Source organism: Streptomyces sp. Y309 (assembly GCF_056712025.1).
This window is the reverse complement of sequence record NZ_CM160048.1, coordinates 3371199-3388426: the sequence shown is the minus strand read 5'-3', so window position 1 is coordinate 3388426 and position 17228 is coordinate 3371199. Positions and strand designations below refer to the sequence as shown.

Below are 17228 nucleotides of genomic sequence, written 5' to 3'. Positions count from 1 at the left end.
AACACCTCAGAAAAGCGGATTTCGAAATTCTGGATTCTGGCGATCGAACCAACCGGCACCGCAGGCGCGGTGCCGAGAAGAAAGGGTGAGCAGCGGTGGAGGATCATCGGATCAAGCGGGTCGTCGTCCTCGGTGGCGGTACGGCCGGATGGATGTCCGCCTCGTACCTCGGCAAGGCTCTCGGTCCGGACGTGTCCATCACGGTGATCGAGGCACCGCAGGTGGGCCGCATCGGTGTCGGCGAGGCGACGGTGCCCAACCTGCACAAGACGTTCTTCGATTACCTCGGTTTCACCGAGGAAGAGTGGATGCGCGAGTGCAACGCCAGCTTCAAGATGGGCATCAAGTTCACCAACTGGCGCACCCCGGGCACCGGTGAGGCCGCCGCGCGCCCCCTGGGACAGGGGGAGGACTCCTTCTACCACCTGTTCGGGCTGCTCGCGAACTCGGACAACCTGCCGATCTCGCACCACTGGACGCACCAGAAGCTGACCGGGCAGACGGACGAGCCGTTCGACTACGCCTGTTACCGCGAGCCTCCGGTCATGGACCTGAACCTGTCGCCCCGGTACATGGACGGCACCAAGTGGACCAACTACGCCTGGCACTTCGACGCGAACTTGGTCGCCGACTTCCTGTGCCGGTTCGCCGTGCAGAAGCAGGGCGCGATCCACATCCAGGACAAGATGACCGGCGCCGACGTCGACGAGCGGGGCTTCATCACCTGCGTCAAGACCGAGACCGGGCGGGTCATCGAGGGTGATCTGTTCATCGACTGCTCGGGCTTCCGCGCCCTGCTGATCAACGGTGTGATGCGCGAGCCGTTCCTGGACATGAGCGACCACCTGCTCAACGACAGCGCCGTGGCCACCGCCGTGCAGCACGACGACGAGGCGGAGGGCGTCGAGCCGTACACCGGCGCGATCGCCATGTCCTCCGGCTGGACGTGGAAGATCCCGATGCTCGGCCGGTTCGGCACCGGGTATGTGTTCTCCAGCCGCTTCCAGTCCCGCGACGACGCCACCCTCGAGTTCTGCAAGATGTGGGGCCTGGACCCCGAGACCCAGCCGCTGAACCAGATCAAGTTCCGGGTGGGCCGCAACCGCCGCGCCTGGGTGCGCAACTGCGTCAGCATCGGCCTCGCCTCCTGCTTCCTCGAGCCGCTGGAGTCCACCGGGATCTACTTCACCTACGCGGCGCTCTACCAGCTCGCCAAGCACTTCCCCGACAAGCGGTTCGACCCGATCCTGCAGAGCCGGTTCAACGCCGAGATCGAGACCATGTTCGACGACACCCGGGACTTCCTGCAGGCCCACTTCAGCTTCGCGCCGCGCAACGACACGGCGTTCTGGCGGGCCTGCAAGGACCTCGAACTGGCCGACGACATCAAGGAGAAGATGGCCATGTACCGGGCCGGGCTCCCGGTGAACATGCCCATCACCGACGAGACCACCTACTACGGGAACTTCGACGCCGAGTTCCGCAACTTCTGGAACAACAGCAACTACTACTGCATCTTTGCCGGCCTGGACCACATGCCCGAGCACACCCTGCCGATCCTCGCGGCCCGCCCGGACATGCTGGACCGCTCCCAGGCCGTCTTCGACGGGATCAAGGCCAAGCAGAAGGAACTGGTCGCCACCCTGCCCTCCACCTACGAGTACCTGCGCAAGCTGCACGGCAAGACCGGCTGACCCGCCACCGCGGCAACGGCACGGACACACCCGGGCGAGGGAGCGAGGGAAGAGGGGCCGGTGGACACCGAAGCGATAACCGCGCTGGTGATAGCGGACGTTGCGATCATCGTCGTCGCCTCGTGGCTGCTGGGGGCACTGGCTCGGCGCTGCGGCCAGCCGACGGTGATCGGGCAGATCGTGGCCGGTATCGCCCTGGGCCCGACCCTGCTCGGCCAGCTGCCGGGCAACCCCACAGGGCACCTCTTCCCGCCGGAGGTCAAGCCGTTCCTCACGGTCCTGGCGCAGGTCGCGGTCGTCATCTTCATGTTCCTGGCGGGATACGAGACCGACTTCGGCCAGCTGCGCCGCGGCAGCCGCGCGGTGGTCTGCGTGGCGACGCTCGCGCTCCTGGTGCCCATGGGGCTCGGGGTCGGCTCGCTGGAACTGTTCGGCGGCGCCTTCGACGCCGTCGGCCACGGGCACGCCGAGGGCGGGTCGTTCACCTTGTTCATGGCGGTGGCCCCCGCGGTGACCGCCCTGCCGGTGCTCGCGGCGATCGTGCGCGAGCGCGGCATGGCGGGCAGCCCGGCGGGCACGGTGGCGCTGGCGTCGGCCGGGTTCATGGACGTGGCGGCCTGGCTGGTCCTGGCCGCCGCGTTCGTCGGCACCGGGCACCAGAGCGGATACTCCTGGCCGGTGACGCTGCTGCTGATCACCGGGTTCGTGGCGGTGATGCTGCTCGGTGTGCGGCCGTTGCTGGGCCGGCTGCTGTCCAGGCCGTCGGCGCTGCTGATGAACCGGGTGCCCCTCGCGCTGGGGCTCGCCCTGGGCAGCGCCTGGGTCACCGCCTCACTGGGGCTGCACCCGGTCTTCGGCGGCTTCCTCGCGGGCCTGACCATGCCCCGCGTCGGCAACCGGCCCGACCCCGAGCTCCGCCAGACACTGGAGCAGACCGCGGGGGTGCTGCTGCCCCTGTTCTTCGTCACGACGGGCCTGTCGTTCGACATCGGATCCATGAACGGCGACGGGGCCGTCCTGCTGGCCCTGATCCTGGCCATCGCGATCGTCGGCAAGCTGCTGCCCGGCTACGCGGGCGCCCGGATCGGCGGACTGGACCCGCATCAGTCGGCGCTGGTGGCGGCCCTGGTCAACACCCGCGGCCTGACGGAACTGATCGTGCTCAACGCGGCTTTGGACACCGGTCTCATCGGTCCCGAGCTCTTCACCGTCTTCGTCATCATGGCCCTGGTCACCACCTTCATGACGGGGCCGCTGCTGCACCTGGTCAACCGTCGCGCACAGGCCCTGGCCCCGCCGGGAGCCGTGCCGAAACCGGCGGCCGGGGCCGCGCGGGACCAGGAAGGCGCCGGTCACGCAGCGAAGTGAGTCGGCACGACGGCCTGCGGCCCCTGCCCCCTTCCGGCCGGAAGGGGGCAGGGGCCGCAGGCCGTCGTGCGTCGTGTTGCCGGCTCAGTCGGGCCGGCCGAACAGGGCGCAGCCGACCGTGCCGTCCCGGTCGATGCCCGTGAGCAGGGCCAGGTCTCCCGGCTGGGACCAGTGCGCCGCGGCGGACAGCGCCGCGGACAGCTGCAGTCCGGCGGATGCGGCGAACGCATCGCCCAGCAGCGGACGGCAGTGCAGCCACCGCGGGTCCGCATCGCCCATCACCGCGCGGATGCCCGCCTCCTCCTGCTGCGCGTACTCGCCCAGCGGCACCACCAGGCGGATCCGGTCGGCGCCGGCGCCCGCCTTGGCGAGCGCGGCCCGCACACACACGGCGAGTTCGGCGCCGCCCTCCACGGCCGGCTCCGCCGCCGCCCGGAAGTGCGTCGCCGCCACCGTGGCCACCGGCACCCGTCCGGCCGCCGCCGCCTCGGCGGCCGGCTCGAGCAGCGCGACCACACAGCCCTCGCCCAGCGGCGCGGGCAGATCGCGGCCCGCGCTCGCCGCGTCGGCCAGCAGGGCCCGCGTCGGCGAACACTCCTCGGTGGCACCGACCAGCAGGCGCCGGCAGTGGCCGCCCCGGCTCAGGCGGGCCGCGTAGCCGATGGCCAGGAGCGCGGACAGCCGGCCTGCGGCGATGGTGGTGTTCGGGCCCTTGAGGCCGTGCCAGATCGCGCTCTGCCCGGCGGCGCGGTTGAGGAACGTGTCGGGAAAACGCAGCGCATCCACGTGATACGGCTTGGACGCGGTGAGCGCCTCCCGGGTGAAGTCCATGGCGGTCTGCACGGTGCCCTGGCCGACCCCCAGGACGAGCCCGATGCGCTGCGGGTCCCCGGTGACCTCGGGCCCCAGCTCGCGCAGCAGGACGTCGATGGCCGTCGCGGCGAACGCCGTGGAGCGGCTCATCGTGCGCGTCCCCTTGCGCCCCAGATGGTCGGCCGCCCTGAAGCCCGGCACCACCACGCAGGGGACGGGCCCGCCGGCCCCGGCCTCCTCCACTTGTGCCGCACGGCCCGACAGCAGGCCCTCGCGCAGCACGTCACGGCCCACGCCGTAGGCGCTCACGGCGGACCATCCCGACAGCACCAGCGTCCCGCCGCCCTGCGCCGCGCCGTCACGGTGCGCAAGGTGCGGCGATCCGCTCGCCTCGATCGTCGTCATGACACCTCCTGGTGCCGGCCGAGCAGCAGCACCACGTTGTTGCCCGCGAACGCGAGCGCGTTGTTCTGCACCACGTTCAGCACGGCCTCGCGCGCCTGGTTGGGTACGCAGTCAAGCCCGCAGTCCGGGTCGGTGTTCATGTGGTTGATGGTGGGAGGGATGAAGCCCTCGCGGATGGCGAGCGCGCACGCGACCGCGGCCAGGGCGCTCGCCGCCCCCATGGCGTGCCCGATCATGCTCTTCACCGACACCGTCGGCGGCGGCACGTCGAACACCTGCCGGATCGCGCTGGTCTCGACCACGTCGTTGGTCGGGGTGCCGGTGCCGTGCGCCGAGATCAGATCCACGTCCTCGGGCTTGACGCCGGCATGGGCCTGCGCGAGCCGCATGCACCGGGCCAGGCTGTCCTGGTCCGGCGCGACCGCGTGCCCCGCATCGCAGTTGAGCCCGTAACCGAGCACCTCCGCATAGATCCGCGCCCCGCGGGCCCGCGCCGAGCGCAGGGTCTCCAGGACCAGGACGCCACTGCCCTCGCTGGCGAGCAGGCCCTTGCGGTCCCGGTCGAAGGGCTGGCACATCTCCGGCGCGATCGTGCCGAACCGGTAGAACCCGGTGAACGTCTTGCGGCACACGGCATCCGCGCCGCCGCACAGCGCGACATCGACATCGCCCACCCGCAACGCGTCGAACGCGCTGCCGATCGCGTAGTTGCCGGCCGCGCAGGCCGTCGCGGTCGTCATGGTCTCCACATCGCGCAGCCCCAGTTCCCTGACCACGCCCGAGGCGAGCCGGCTGGCGTCAAGACGCCCGGCCAGGACGGGATCGAGCGCGCCGTGTGCCAACTGCTGTTCCGTCAGCGTGTCCAGGTCGCGCGTCTCGCCGTCGCTGGTGCCGATGGACACCAGCGCGCGACGGCGCCGCAGCTCCTGCAGGCCGAGCCCGGCGTCCACGAGCGCCATCCGGGCGCCCGCGACCGCGAACTGGGTGGCCCGGCCAAGACCCTCCGGCTCCAGGTGTTCAAGCCACTCCTGCGGGTTGAAGCCGCTCACCTCGCACCCGATCGCGTGCGCGAAGCCGGTGGTGTCGAACGCTGTGATCGGCTTCGCCCCACTGCGTCCCGCCCGCAGACCGGCGCAGAAATCATCCACTCCGTTCCCTATGCTGCTGACCACGCCAAGACCCGTGATCACCACGCGCTCCTGCTCCGCGTCCGCGCTCACTTCACCCTCCTCGAGTCGTGAAAGCCCGCTCAGCGATGCGCGGCGAGCGCCTCGTCCACCACCGCGAACACGTTCTCGAGGCTGTCGAGCTGGTCCACCTTCGAGTCCTCGATCTCGATGTCGAAGGTGCGCTCCAGGGACGCACTGAGCGCCACGAGCCCCATCGAGTCGGCACCGAGATCGTTCCTGAAGGACGCGTCCGGCGTCAGGTGCTCCTCCTCGACGTCCAGGACCTCCAGCACGACGTCCTTGATACGGGCCCGGTCCTCGTCCGCCAGGGCGGACCCGGGCAGCGGTGCGGTCATGGTGTCTCCTTGGGTGATGTCGGTCGTGGCACGGGCGACAGCCCGCGCCACCGGTGGTGGGGCCGGTGCCGCTCACAGCACCGCGAAACGGGGCGCCGCCGAGCGGCCGAGACCGGCTGCCAGCCGCTCGCGCACGGGGCCGAGCAGCTTCGGGTCGGAATTCAAAATGGCGAGCATGACCTGGTGCAGCCGCGCACCGGGATCGATGCCGAGCGAGCCCGCCAGCATGCTCCGGCCCTGCTCGTACAGGGCCAGGGCCTCCGCCTGGCGGTCGCAGCGGTACAGGGCCGTCATCAGCTGCGCGCGGAAGCGCTCCTGGAGCGGGTACTGGCCGACCAGCTGCGTCAGCCTTGGCACCAGGGCGGCGTGCCCGCCGAGCGCGAGCTCGGCCTCGAACTGGTCGGTGAGCGCCGTGATCCGCAGTTCCTCCAGGCGCGGCCGGACCGCCTCGGCGAGGTGGCAGGTAACATCCGCGAGCGCGGGCCCGCGCCACAGCGACAGCGCCGAGGAAAGCAGCGAGAACGCCGTCTCGTACGCGCCTGACTCCAGCGCCTCATGCCCGCGGTGCGCCCGGTCGGTGAACTCGGCGAGATCGAACCAGGAGGAACCGATCTGCATCAGATAACCCGGCGAGCGGCGCATGATCCGGGCATGCGGACCAAGGGCTTTCCGCAACCGGGAAACGTAGGTGTAGATCTGGGCATTCACGGTGGCGGGCGGCTTCTCGCCCCACAGGAAATCACCCAGCTGCGAGTCGTACACCACCAGGTCCTCGGCCAGCAGCAGAGCGCCGAGCACGGTGCGCTGCTTGGCGCCGCGCAGCGGTATCTGCCGCCCCGCGTGGTGCACTTCGACCTGCCCCAGAATTCGGAACTCCATCCACCCTCCGGTTGCGCCGCAGACCATGCCCGTAAATCCAGCGGAAGACTACGAAGACTCGATGACACATTGGTGACCGCGCACTGACACCACCCCGCCCGCGGCCCCTCACGGGCGGCTCATGGACGGTTCACGGGCGGGCGGCGGGCGTGGTGGCGCGCCCGTAGCGGTCCATCTCGTGGAAGAAGCCCTCGATGACCTGCGCCTGGCCCTGGCGGCGCACCTCGTCGTGGACGAACTTGCCCACCGCCAGGTCCAGGACCCCCAGGCCGAACGGCGAGAACACCACGGGGCGGTCCGCCGGCACCACCACCTGCCCGGTCATCACCTCGTACAAGGTGCCGTCGAGGAAGTCCCGGCTTCCGGTGAGCTGTTCGGTCAGGTGCGGGGAGGTGTCGGCCTTCAGGCAGTGCTCGACGTCGTCGACCACGTTCGCCGAGGCGAGCAGGACCTCGGGGGCCAGGTCGCGCAGCGACACGTTCAGCACGATCGGGTGGTGCGCGAACCAGCCTGGCTCGTGCACATGGGGAGCTGCCGCGACGGTCGCGAAGACGATCAGGTCCGAGGAGCGGATCAGCGCCTCGGCGCTCTCGTGCACGGTGATCCGGCCGGTCTCGGGCGAGCTGTGCAGATACGTGCTGAAGTCCGCCGCGAACTCGGCGGACAGGTCATGGACGCCCACCTCGTCGAAGGTCCAGCCGGTCCCGGCGAGATAGGTGTGGATGTGGCGGGCGATGAACCCCGCCCCGATGAACCCGACCCGCCGGGGGCGCTCGCGCCCCTTGGCCCGCGACAGCCAGTCCGCCGCGAGCACCGCGGAGGCCGCGGTGCGGGCCGCGCTGATGATCGAGCTCTCCAGGCAGGCCAGGGGATATCCCGTGTCGTGGTCGTTGAGCACGAGCACCGCGGAAGCCCGCGGTATGCCCGCCGCCACGTTCTCGGGGAAGCTGGAGATCCACTTCAGGCCGTCGACCCGCGTGTCGCCGCCGATGGACGACGGCAGCGCGATGATGCGGGACGAGGGGCGGTCGGGGAAGCGCAGGAAGTACGAGGGCGGGTTGACCGTGTCGCCCCGGCCGTGCACGCGGTAGGCCGCCTCGACCAGGTCCACCGTGTGCCGCTCCTGCCCGCTCAGCACGCCGTGCACCTGGGAGCCGGGCACCACGGCGAACGGCGGAACGAGATCTTTCTTGGTCATCCACGACTCCCTTGCAGTGGCCGGGTGCAGCCGGATGCGCCCGGCGGCCCTTGAGGACATGGTTAACAGCAGCTCTGACAACACGCTGACATCAGCTCCCGGCCGCCCGGTCGCGGTACCTCTCGGCCGGCAGGAAGGCCAGGTCCAGGGACTGCGTGTGGTTTCAGGCGCGGGTCGCAGGCCGTCTCGTAGCGGTGGTGCAGGTGCTCGGGAAGGACCGCGTCGCCGCCGCCGACGCACTCGGTGACGTCGTCCCCGGTGAGCTCCACGTGGATGCCGCCGGGGTGGGAGCCCAGTGCGCGGTGCACCTCGAAGAAGCCGCGCACCTCGTAGAGGATCGCATCGAAGCGGCGGGTCTTGTGGCCACTGGCCGCGGTGATGGTGTTGCCGTGCATCGGATCGCTCACCCAGCAGGCCCATCACGAAGTCTGCGGCGACGGTGGGGCCGATCTTGACCGCGATGGGTTGGCCACACGGGAGAAGAACTCCACGTGCGCCCCGTCCAGGTCCCGGGTCCGCTCGCCGATCCACAGCAGGTGCCCGCTGGTGGCGTACGACCGGCCGGTGGCGGGTTCGGTCCGGGTCAGGGCGGCCTCGTACTCGAGCAGCAGGCCCTCATGGCTGACGAAGAACTCCGCGGTGTTCAGTTCCCGGTGTCGACGCCGCAGGAGTGCATGAAGGCCGGCGTGTGGTCGATCTCGTCGGCCAGCCGCTCGTAGCGCTCGCCGGAGCGTGAACTGGCCACGAAGCCCTGGTTCCAGGTGTGCACCTGCCGCAGATCCGCGAATCCGCCGGTGGTCAGGGCCCGGACGAGATTGAGCGTGGTGGCCGAGCACTCGTACATCCTGCGCAGGCGCAGGCGCAGGCGCAGGCGCAGGCGCTGGGGTCGGGCCGTCTGGCCTCGGCGGTGAACTCCGGCCCGTTGACCGCGTCGCCCCGGTAGGAGGGCAGCACGGTCTTGCCGCGCCGCTCCTCGCCGCTGGAACGGGGTTTGGCGTACTGGCCGGCCATCCGCCCGATCTTCACCACCAGCAAGGCGGACGCGCAGGTGAGGACGACGGCCATCTGCAGCAGGGTCTTCAGCTTGCCGTGGACGGACTCGGCCGTCGCCTGCCGGAAGGTCTCCGCGCAGTCGCCGCCCTGCAGGAGCACGGCCTCGCCGCGCGCGACCGCCGCGATCCGCTCGCGCAGCCGCTCGCACTCGGCCGCGAAAACCAGGGGCGGAGCCGCGGCCAACTACCCGGCCACAGCCTGCAGTTCGCTCTCATCGGGCCAGGTGGGCTGCTGCGCCGCCGGGAAGCCGCGCCAGCTCTCGGCCGCGTGATGTCTCGCTTCGGATTCCTTCGAGGCGTTGGTCATGACTCGCCTTCCCGCAAGGCCACAGACAGGGAAAAGAACCGCTCGCACCCAGGAGCTCAGTCGACGGGCCGCAACGGCGTCAAGCAAAGGGGGAGTGGTCCGCGTGCACGGCCGCACAGTGGACTGGCCACCGAATCCGGGCCACTGATGTGCCGCCCCCCGGGGGCGGACACAAGGAGGGCTGCCGGCCTGCCGACAGCCCTCGGCATGATCACTGTCACCGTGAGCGGCCCCTGACCGCCGCCGCACGATCCGCCCGCACAACGCGCAGCTGAGGCAGGAGCATGCCGGCCGGCGACATCCTTCCCCCCGGCCGTCGCCCCCGGCCACAGCCAGGTGCGGGGCATGCGGCACCGGACCCTGCCCACCGGGCCGGTGCCATCCCCCCGGCAGAGCCGGTGCCATCCCGCGCAGACCGCAGCGTTTCCCGACGACCGCCGGCGCGGCCCTGCCACACACCGTCCCGCCCCCGGGCACGCCCCCGGGCATGCACCCGTCCCGTTCTCACCCGCGCCTGACCGCGCCCACCGTGCGCAGGGCGTCCGTGATGCCGGAGCCCGGCAGGTGCGCATGGCCCACCACCAGGGCCGGCGCGTCCGGCTGCGGCCGCATGTGGAAGGCGGCGCTGCCGCGCACCAGCACGGAGCGGCGCAGCACCGCCGCCACCAGGGCCGCCTCGTCGGTCGGCCGGGGCAGCCGCACATACGCGTGCAGACCCGCCCTGGCCCCGGTCACCGAGGCGCCGGGCAGATGTCTGCGCACGGCTTCGTCCAGGGTGTCCCGCCTGCTGTGCGCCAGGACGTTCAGGCGCCGCAGATGACGGTCGAACAGGCCGGTGCGCAGCATCTCGGCCATCGTCAGCTGGGTGAAGGCGTCGGTGCCCAGGTCGTGCCGGGCACGGGCCCGCAGCAGCAGTTCGAGCATCGGCGCCGGCGCGGTCAGCCAGCCCAGGCGCAGACTGGGGGAGAGCGCCTTGCTGGCGGTCCCCGCGTAGACGACCCGGTCGGGCATCGACCGCTGCAGGGCCAGCGGCCGGGTGCCGCGCTCGTACCACAGGCCACCGTCGTAGTCGTCCTCGATCACCCAGCCGTCGACGGCCTCAGCCCAGCGGGCCAGGGCCGCGCGACGCCGCTCGGACAGGGTCGCACCGGTGGGGAACTGGTGGGTGGCGGTGACCAGGACGGCCCGCGCCCCCGACCGCGCCAGCGCCTCCACGTCCACCCCCTCGCCGTCGACCGCCACCGGCAGCACGCCAAGACCGGTCTCCCGGATGAACTGGCGCTGGCCGGGATGCCCCGGGTCCTCGATGGCCAGCGTGTCGATGCCCAGCCCCGGCAGCACCGTGCACAGCAGACCGAGCGCCTCGGCGAATCCGGCCACCACAGCGATGTGGTCGGGGCGCGCGCGCACGCCCCTGACCCGGCCCAGATACCGCGACAGTTCGTGGCGCAGAGCGCCCTCGCCGGCCAGCGGCGGGTAGCGGTGCAGCGGCAGGTCGGCTGCCTGCAGCACCCGCTGGTAGCAGCGCAGCCACTCGCGCCGGGGGAAGGCGGGCGTGTTGCCGCCGCCGGGCCGCAGGTCCCAGCGGACCGGCTCCGCCTTCTGCTCGTCCTTCTGCTCGTCCAGCAGCGCGGGCACGACCGGGCCGGTGTCGAGGTGCCCGACCACCTTGGTCCCCGAGCCGTGGGCGGTCTCCAGATATCCCTCGGCCACGAGCTGTCCGTACGCCTCCACCACCACGCTGCGGGAGACGTCGAGATCGCCCGCGAGCCGGCGGCTGGAGGGAAGCCGGGTGCCCGGGTGCAGGGCGCCTTCGGCTATCTCCCTCCTGATGAATTCCTGAATCTGCGATGTCAGGGAAACCGAAGAATCCCTCACCACTTCGAGCGCGATGTGCAGGGCCATGCCATCTACCTTCTTCTGAAGTGGACCGCACACTTCTACGGACAGTGGTCTGGAACGCACTTTTCTCCCTTCACAGAATGAGATCGAACACACCGTCAGCGCCGCTGAAGGAGACTCCTCATGGCCGCCGAGCCGAAGGTGCCCACCTGGCCCGATGTCCTCACCACGCTGCTGCGGGGCCAGAACCTCACGGCTGAGGAGTCGGCCTGGGCCATGGACCAGGTGATGTCGGGCAGCGCCGGGGACGCCCGGCTGGCCGGCTTCCTTGTCGCGCTGCGGGCCAAGGGCGAGAGCGCCGACGAGATCGAGGGCATGGCGCGCGCCCTGTACGAACACGCCGTGCGCCTGAACGTCCCCGGCCCCACCCTGGACATCGTGGGCACCGGGGGCGACGGCACCCACAGCGTGAACGTCTCCACGATGTCGGCGGTCGTGGCGGCCGCGGCGGGGGCCCGGGTCGTCAAACACGGCAACCGCTCGGCGTCCTCGGCCTGCGGATCGGCGGACGTGCTCGAGGAGCTGGGACTTGCCCTCACTCTGACGCCGCCCCAGGTGCGCGCGGTGCTCGAGGAGTCCGGCATCACCTTCTGCTTCGCCCCCGCCTTCCATCCGGCGATGCGCCACGCGGCTGGCCCGCGCCGCGAACTGGGCATCCGCACCGTCTTCAACGCGCTGGGCCCGCTGAGCAACCCGGCATCGCCCACGGCACAGGCGGTGGGCGTCGCCAACCCGCGCCTGGCACCGCTGATCGCACACGTGCTGGCCCGCCGCGGCGTGTCCGCGCTGGTCTTCCGCGGCGACGACGGAATGGACGAACTCACGGTCACCACTACCTCCACAATCTGGTCGGTCGACGGCGGCGAGGTACGCACCGAGCACTTCGACCCGCGCGACATCGGGATCGGCCCGGCCCCCGCGGCCGCGCTGCGCGGCGGGGACAGCGCGCACAACGCGCGGGTGGCCCATGAGGTGTTCGCCGGGGCCAGGGGGCCCGTCAGGGACGCGGTGCTGCTGTCGGCCGCGGCCGGCCTGGCGGCCCTGCAGCCGAGCCGGCGCGGTGTCACCGAGCGCCTGGGCCAGGCGGTGCAGCAGGCCGCACAGGCAGTGGACTCGGGCGCCGCCGCGGCCGTGCTCGAGCACTGGACCTCGGTGGCCGCAAAGCACGCCACGGGCGGCTGACCCCCACGTCCACGCGCTGTCCCTCCTCTCCCGGCACCGCAATAGCAAAACGGTAGAGAGGCTCGAGGGCGCGAACCATCTTATTCAGCATCCGGTGAAAGTGCCGCGCGAGCAGGGCCGATGCCTCTGCGTGCGGCCACTTCTCCCTGCCCGGGTGCCGAACTGTCAGCACGCCGTCAGCACGCCGTCAGCGGCTGCCCGGCCGCAGCACCCGAGGCACGGCATATGCGCCGGCGGTCGTCGTGGTGGCCGCGGCGGCGCCCGAGTCCGCGGGCGCCTTGCGCCACGGCGTACTGCGGATGGCGGCGGAACTGGCCGGGCTCGGCGTCGGGCGCGGCGGCACTGTCTCGCTCCTGAGCGGCAACCGGCCCCAGGCACTTGGCGCACGGTACGCGGCGAACCTGCTCGTCGACCCGGCGCTGGAAGCAACGGCCAAGAACCTGCTGTCCCAACAGCAGTCGGCACCGGTGCTCTTCCTCGGCCCGAGCCCGCTGGGCGAGGACCTGACGGCACTGGCCGCGCGTCACGGCGACCGGCGGCCCCGGAGCGCGGCGCGCCCGGACGACCACTGGTGCATCCGCCTCACCGGCGGCAGCACCGGCATCCCCAAGAGCGTCGTCATGACGTATGCGAACTACCAGGACGTCCTCACCGACCGCGCCGCCCTGCTCACCACACCCGTCCCGCACTGGACCGACACCACCACCCCGCCCCGCTTCCTGGCCTGCGCGTCCATCGCGCACTCTGCGGGCACCACCAGCGACGCCACACTGCTCGCGGGCGGACACGTCGTGCTCCAGCGGCAGTTCACGCCCGCCGAGGTGGACGCGGCGATCGAGCGGGGATCACCGACGTATGGATGTTGTCCCCGATGCTGGGCCGGCTCCTCGACCACCCGCCGCGGGCAGCACCGACACCGCCAGCCTGCGCCGGGTCAGCTACGGCGGACACCTGCTCGCGCCCAGCCGGCTCGACCGGGCCGGTGAGGTGTTCGGGCCCGTCCTGTCCTGCTCACCCACCCGGCGATCGAGCAGTGCATGGTCTTCGGCGTACGCCGCCCCGACGACGCCGAGGAGGCGCACGCCGCCATCGTTGCGGCACCGGGACACACCGTCGACCATGCCCTCGTACGCGAACGCCTCCACCAGGACAGGGATCTTCTCCCGCATGCGCCGCCGGGCAAGCTCGGCCGGCACCTGCGGGTCGCGTTCTCCGTTGATGAGGGCCTTCAGCATGGCCCGGCCGGAGACACCGAAGATGTCGGAGACCACGCTGGAGAGCTTGATGCCCGCATCCTCCAGAAGCTTCTCCAACCGCTGGGCATCCCGGGTCCGGTCCCGGGCCACCTCGGTGCGATACCGGGTCAGGTCGCGCAGCTGCCGGATCGGCTCGGGCGGCTGCCCGAGGCCGAGCCGTACTCGTCCGCAGCGCCACGCGGATGGACGCCGAGGCCATCGCGGCCGGGACTCGGCTCCAGGTCACCGGACGGGCCGGGGTGGGCCTCGACAACGTGGACGTGCCCGCGGCCACCCGCGCGGGCGTCATGGTGGTCAACGCGCCCACGGCCAGCGTCGTCAGCGCCGCCGAACTCACCGTCGGCCTGCTGCTCGCGGTGGCACGGAACATCCCGCAGGCCACCGCCACGCTCAAGGAAGGCCAGTGGCAGCGGAGCCGGTTCACCGGCGTCGAGCTGTCCGGCAAGACCTGGGCATCATCGGCCTGGGCCGCATCGGGTCCCTGGTGGCCCAGCGCATGCGGGCCTTCGGCATGCGGCGCTCGCGTACGACCCGTACGTCGAGCCGGGACACGCGTCCCAGGCCGGCGTGCGCGTCACCGGCCTCGACGAACTCCTCGCCGAGTCCGACTTCCTGACGGCCCATCTGCCGAAGACGGCCGAGACGGCGGGCCTGATCGGGTTCGACGCCCTGCATCGGGTCAAGCCCGGAGTCCGGCTGGTCAACGCGGCCAGGGGCGGGATCGTGGACGAGGCCGAGCTGTACGCCGCGCTCAAGAAGGGCCGGGTCGCGGGTGCGGCCCTCGACGAGGCACAGACGCGCGCCGGGGTGGCCGTGGCCGAGTCCGTACGGGAGGCGCTGGCGGGAGGCACGTGCCGGAGGCGGTCAACGTGCGGTGCGGCCCCCGTCCGGGTGGGCCGGATGGGGGCCGCAGCGTGTCCTGGTCGGGCAAGGGCTAGCCCAGGACCAGCAGCGTCGCGATGCCCGGGCCGAAGGCGCCGCCCAGTTGGTAGCTGAGGGCGAAGAGGCCGATGGCGGTGGGGCGGTGGGAGTCGGGGCCGGCCGCGGCCGCGTGGACGGAGAGGGTGGCGTTGGCGCCCGTCGCCGTGAAGGCCGCCGCGCCCGCCGCGAGCAGGAGCAGGGGGCCGGAGTCGGCGACGACCGCCGTGGCCACCGCCGCCGCGCCCACCGCGACCAGCGTCGCGCGGACCGCCGTCCGGCCGAGCCGCGCCGAGCCCGCGGCCAGCAGCCAGGACAGCGCCGACGCGGTCAGCAGGGTCAGCAGCTGCCCGGTGCCGATCGCGCCCTTCGACCAGCCCGCCCGGTCCTGAAGCAGGCTCGGCACCGTGAACAGCAGCGTGAAGTACGTGGTCGAGAGGGTCACGCCGAGCGCCGCCGAGACGAGGAACAGCGGCGAGCGCAGCAGCCGTACCGGTACGAAGCCCTCCGGGCGGCGGCGGATGTGCAGGGCCAGGAGCAGGCCCGCGACCAGGGCGGCGGCCAGCGCCGGCAGCGGGGTGCTCGGCAGCAGGATCAGGGACGTGGCGAGCGCGATGAGCAGGGCCGCGCCGCGGGCGTCGAAGCGGCCCTCGCCGGGCGGTGTCTGCCGCGCGTACCGCGCCACCGCCGGTACGGCGAGCACCGCCACCGCCGACACCGCGAACGCCAGCCGCCACGACACCGCGTCCGTGAGCGTCGCGCCGAGCAGCGGGCCCGCCGCGCCGAGCACCCCGAAGCCGGAGCTGATCACACCCATCCTGCGTGCGCTGCCCGCGAGGTTCATCGCCGCCGCGACCAGGCCCGCGCCGCCGAGCGACTGCGCGACGCGGCCCGCGAGGGCGACGGGCAGCCAGGGCGCGGCCGCGACCAGCACAGTGCCGCCGAGCACGAACGCCGTGCTCAGGCGCAGCAGCGGCGTCAGCCCGCGGCGCCGCAGCAGGGCCGCGAGCAGCGGTGTGCCCGCCGCCATGGCCCACGCGAAGGCGGTCACCATCCACGTCGCCGTCGCGGTCGCGACCCCGAACGAGCGCGCCATGTCCGGCAGGATCAGTACGGGCGCGTTGGCCCCGGCGGCCACCGGCGCGGCGAGCAACGCCAGCCAGAAGATGGGGACTTGGCCGGTTCGAGAGCCGGTTCGGGGGCGGGTTCCCGTTCCGATTCCGGTTCGGGTTCGGGGGTGGAGGCGGGGGCCGGGTGTCGGCTCGGCGGTGCGGGCGGGTGCGGCGGTGCTGGACATGGGTCCCCCTGAAGTGAAGCGGAAGCGGCGGAGCAGGACAGGCTCGGTGAGTGAGGTGGCCCGTGGGGCCGGCGCGGGTGGTGCGGACAGGTGCGCCCAGAACGGACGGCCCCGTGCTCAGACCGTCGTCACAACGTCCCCGTACGGCAGCCGCGGCGACCGCGGGAACCACGCGTCCTCGCCCGGCCGCCCGATGTTGACGACCATCAGCGGCTCGTGGTCCGCGTCCAGGAACTCCTTGCGCAGGCCCTCGGGGTCGTACCCCGTCATCGGCCCGGCGGCGAGCCCCGCCGCGCGGACGCCGACGATGAAGTACGCCGCCTGCAGCGCCCCGTTGAGCAGGGCGGACTCCTCGCGGACCGCGCGCTCGGAGAAGAACGTCTCACCGGTCTGCGGCGCGTGCGGCAGCAGCCGCGGCATCTCCTCGTGGAACTCGTGGTCCGTGGCGAGGATCGCGACCAGCGGGGCCGTCGCCGTCTTGGCGCGGTTGCCCTCGGCCATGTGCGTGAGCAGGCGCTCGCGGCCTTCGGGGGTGCGCACGAGTATCACGCGCAGCGGGGACTGGTTGAAGGCGGTGGGGCCGTACTTGACCAGGTCGTAGATGGCCTGGATCTGCTCGTCGGTGACGGGCTCGTCGGTGAAGGTGTTCGCGGTGCGGGCCTCGCGGAAGAGGAGGTTCTGGGCGGCGGGGGCGAGGGCGAGCGGGGACATGGCGGGGCTCCTTCGTTGTCTCTGTCTTCGTTTTCTGAAGGCTGAAAGTTTCAACGTTGAGATAAAAGCATGTGGGTTCTTTCAGCGTCAAGTGTCTTAACCTTGAGAAGGTCAGCGCTGAAGAACGAGAGAGGGAGTGACCGTCATGAGCGACGCCGTGGACGCGATCGTCGGGCAGTGGGAGAAGGAACGGCCCGAGCTGGTGGACGACCTCTGGCCGGTCCAGCTCGTCGCCCGGGTGCAGCGCGCGCACCGGTTCGTGGACCGGGAGCTGAAGGCCTTCTGCGCCGAACACGGCGTGGAGTCGGGCGAGTTCGACGTCCTGACGACCCTGCGCCGCTCGGGCCCGCCCTACGCCCTGACCGCCGGCGCCTTCCTCAAGGCGGCCATGGTGACCTCGGGAGCCATCACCAACCGCATCGACCGCATGGAGGCCAAGGGCCTGGTCGAGCGGGTCAGGGACGGCGCCGACCGGCGGACCGTGAAGATCAGGCTCACCGAGCACGGCAAGGAGCTCACGGACACGCTCATGACCGACCACCTGAGCAACTACGCCCGCCTCCTCGACGGCCTCGACCGCGAGGAGATCGAGCGCGCCGCCGAACTGCTCCGCAAGCTCCTCGAGTTGCACGGCGACACATCGATCGCGTGAGTCGGAGTCCCGCGGCCGCCGTACGCGAGATCGGTGGTGGCTGAAATCCCGCCATCGCCGCGCCCCCGC

General features: G+C 71.7%; 13 protein-coding genes and 4 pseudogenes. 7 read left to right on the top strand and 10 right to left on the bottom strand.

Annotation, left to right across the window (positions count from 1 at the left end; translation table 11 throughout):
* Window positions 1-95 precede the first annotated feature (95 nt).
* Both AC0KTA_RS13030 and AC0KTA_RS13025 read left to right on the top strand, forming a co-directional pair.
* A complete protein-coding gene (locus AC0KTA_RS13030) occupies window positions 96-1694 on the top strand; it encodes a tryptophan halogenase family protein (protein ID WP_481055281.1) in 1599 nt (532 codons plus the stop codon).
* A gap of 60 nt (window positions 1695-1754) precedes the next feature.
* The gene (locus AC0KTA_RS13025; RefSeq protein ID WP_481055280.1) at window positions 1755-3062 is read left to right on the top strand and encodes a cation:proton antiporter; all 1308 of its coding nucleotides are present in this window, start codon (window positions 1755-1757) and stop codon (window positions 3060-3062) included.
* Window positions 3063-3146: 84 nt separating this feature from the next.
* Here AC0KTA_RS13025 and AC0KTA_RS13020 read toward each other — a convergent pair whose 3' ends face one another.
* The 7 genes and pseudogenes from AC0KTA_RS13020 to pdxR all read right to left on the bottom strand — a co-directional run bounded on the left by AC0KTA_RS13020 (window position 3147) and on the right by pdxR (window position 11146).
* Window positions 3147-4280 (bottom strand): beta-ketoacyl synthase N-terminal-like domain-containing protein, encoded by a 1134-nt coding sequence (locus AC0KTA_RS13020; RefSeq protein ID WP_481055279.1) that lies wholly within the window; start codon window positions 4278-4280, stop codon window positions 3147-3149.
* Window positions 4277-5500, bottom strand: a complete 1224-nt coding sequence (locus tag AC0KTA_RS13015; RefSeq protein ID WP_481055278.1) for a beta-ketoacyl-[acyl-carrier-protein] synthase family protein — start codon at window positions 5498-5500, stop codon at window positions 4277-4279. The genes AC0KTA_RS13020 and AC0KTA_RS13015 overlap by 4 nt, the downstream gene beginning before the upstream one ends.
* A gap of 29 nt (window positions 5501-5529) precedes the next feature.
* Entirely contained in the window at window positions 5530-5805 is a 276-nt protein-coding gene (locus AC0KTA_RS13010) for an acyl carrier protein (RefSeq protein WP_481055277.1), read from the bottom strand.
* A 72-nt stretch (window positions 5806-5877) separates the two neighbouring features.
* Window positions 5878-6684: an AfsR/SARP family transcriptional regulator gene (locus AC0KTA_RS13005; RefSeq protein WP_481055276.1), complete on the bottom strand. Its 807-nt coding sequence runs from the start codon at window positions 6682-6684 to the stop codon at window positions 5878-5880.
* A 130-nt stretch (window positions 6685-6814) separates the two neighbouring features.
* Entirely contained in the window at window positions 6815-7882 is a 1068-nt protein-coding gene (sbnB, locus tag AC0KTA_RS13000) for a 2,3-diaminopropionate biosynthesis protein SbnB (protein WP_481055275.1), read from the bottom strand.
* A gap of 91 nt (window positions 7883-7973) precedes the next feature.
* A pseudogene (locus AC0KTA_RS12995) lies at window positions 7974-9241 on the bottom strand (3-deoxy-7-phosphoheptulonate synthase).
* Between the two features lie 504 nt (window positions 9242-9745).
* Window positions 9746-11146: a MocR-like pyridoxine biosynthesis transcription factor PdxR gene (gene pdxR, locus AC0KTA_RS12990; protein WP_481055274.1), complete on the bottom strand. Its 1401-nt coding sequence runs from the start codon at window positions 11144-11146 to the stop codon at window positions 9746-9748.
* A gap of 120 nt (window positions 11147-11266) precedes the next feature.
* Here pdxR and trpD point away from each other — a divergent pair, with 120 nt between their 5' ends.
* Both trpD and AC0KTA_RS12980 read left to right on the top strand, forming a co-directional pair.
* Window positions 11267-12325, top strand: coding sequence for an anthranilate phosphoribosyltransferase (gene trpD / locus AC0KTA_RS12985; protein ID WP_481055273.1), 1059 nt, complete (start codon window positions 11267-11269; stop codon window positions 12323-12325).
* 242 nt (window positions 12326-12567) lie between these two features.
* Window positions 12568-13311 carry an AMP-binding protein gene (locus AC0KTA_RS12980; RefSeq protein ID WP_481055272.1) on the top strand — a complete coding sequence of 248 codons (744 nt, stop codon included), beginning with the start codon at window positions 12568-12570 and terminating at the stop codon, window positions 13309-13311.
* A gap of 150 nt (window positions 13312-13461) precedes the next feature.
* On the opposite strand, the pseudogene AC0KTA_RS12975 reads toward AC0KTA_RS12980, so the two are convergent.
* Window positions 13462-13722 (bottom strand): annotated as a pseudogene (locus AC0KTA_RS12975) (IS110 family transposase); the annotation flags it as partial.
* Window positions 13723-13763: 41 nt separating this feature from the next.
* On the opposite strand from AC0KTA_RS12975, the pseudogene AC0KTA_RS12970 reads away from it, so the two are divergent.
* Together AC0KTA_RS12970 and AC0KTA_RS12965 are read left to right on the top strand one after the other, a co-directional pair.
* Window positions 13764-13973: pseudogene (locus AC0KTA_RS12970) on the top strand (phosphoglycerate dehydrogenase); the annotation flags it as partial.
* 11 nt (window positions 13974-13984) lie between these two features.
* Window positions 13985-14577, top strand: a pseudogene (locus tag AC0KTA_RS12965) (NAD(P)-dependent oxidoreductase).
* Here the strand turns inward: AC0KTA_RS12965 and AC0KTA_RS12960 are convergent.
* The gene (locus AC0KTA_RS12960; protein WP_481055271.1) at window positions 14516-15652 is read right to left on the bottom strand and encodes an MFS transporter; all 1137 of its coding nucleotides are present in this window, start codon (window positions 15650-15652) and stop codon (window positions 14516-14518) included. The pseudogene AC0KTA_RS12965 and the gene AC0KTA_RS12960 overlap by 62 nt on opposite strands.
* Before the next feature lie 261 nt (window positions 15653-15913).
* Window positions 15914-16507 carry a malonic semialdehyde reductase gene (locus tag AC0KTA_RS12955; RefSeq protein ID WP_481055270.1) on the bottom strand — a complete coding sequence of 198 codons (594 nt, stop codon included), beginning with the start codon at window positions 16505-16507 and terminating at the stop codon, window positions 15914-15916.
* A 145-nt stretch (window positions 16508-16652) separates the two neighbouring features.
* On the opposite strand from AC0KTA_RS12955, the gene AC0KTA_RS12950 reads away from it, so the two are divergent.
* Entirely contained in the window at window positions 16653-17159 is a 507-nt protein-coding gene (locus AC0KTA_RS12950; protein ID WP_481055269.1) for a MarR family winged helix-turn-helix transcriptional regulator, read from the top strand.
* Window positions 17160-17228 lie beyond the last annotated feature (69 nt).

Coding starts and splice junctions, on each gene's coding strand:
- AC0KTA_RS13020 (WP_481055279.1), bottom strand. CDS start 4,280: ATGACGACGATCGAGGCGAGCGGATCGCCGCACCTTGCGCACCGTGAC.
- AC0KTA_RS13010 (WP_481055277.1), bottom strand. CDS start 5,805: ATGACCGCACCGCTGCCCGGGTCCGCCCTGGCGGACGAGGACCGGGCC.
- AC0KTA_RS13005 (WP_481055276.1), bottom strand. CDS start 6,684: ATGGAGTTCCGAATTCTGGGGCAGGTCGAAGTGCACCACGCGGGGCGG.
- sbnB (WP_481055275.1), bottom strand. CDS start 7,882: ATGACCAAGAAAGATCTCGTTCCGCCGTTCGCCGTGGTGCCCGGCTCC.
- pdxR (WP_481055274.1), bottom strand. CDS start 11,146: ATGGCCCTGCACATCGCGCTCGAAGTGGTGAGGGATTCTTCGGTTTCC.
- trpD (WP_481055273.1), top strand. CDS start 11,267: ATGGCCGCCGAGCCGAAGGTGCCCACCTGGCCCGATGTCCTCACCACG.
- AC0KTA_RS12955 (WP_481055270.1), bottom strand. CDS start 16,507: ATGTCCCCGCTCGCCCTCGCCCCCGCCGCCCAGAACCTCCTCTTCCGC.
- AC0KTA_RS12950 (WP_481055269.1), top strand. CDS start 16,653: ATGAGCGACGCCGTGGACGCGATCGTCGGGCAGTGGGAGAAGGAACGG.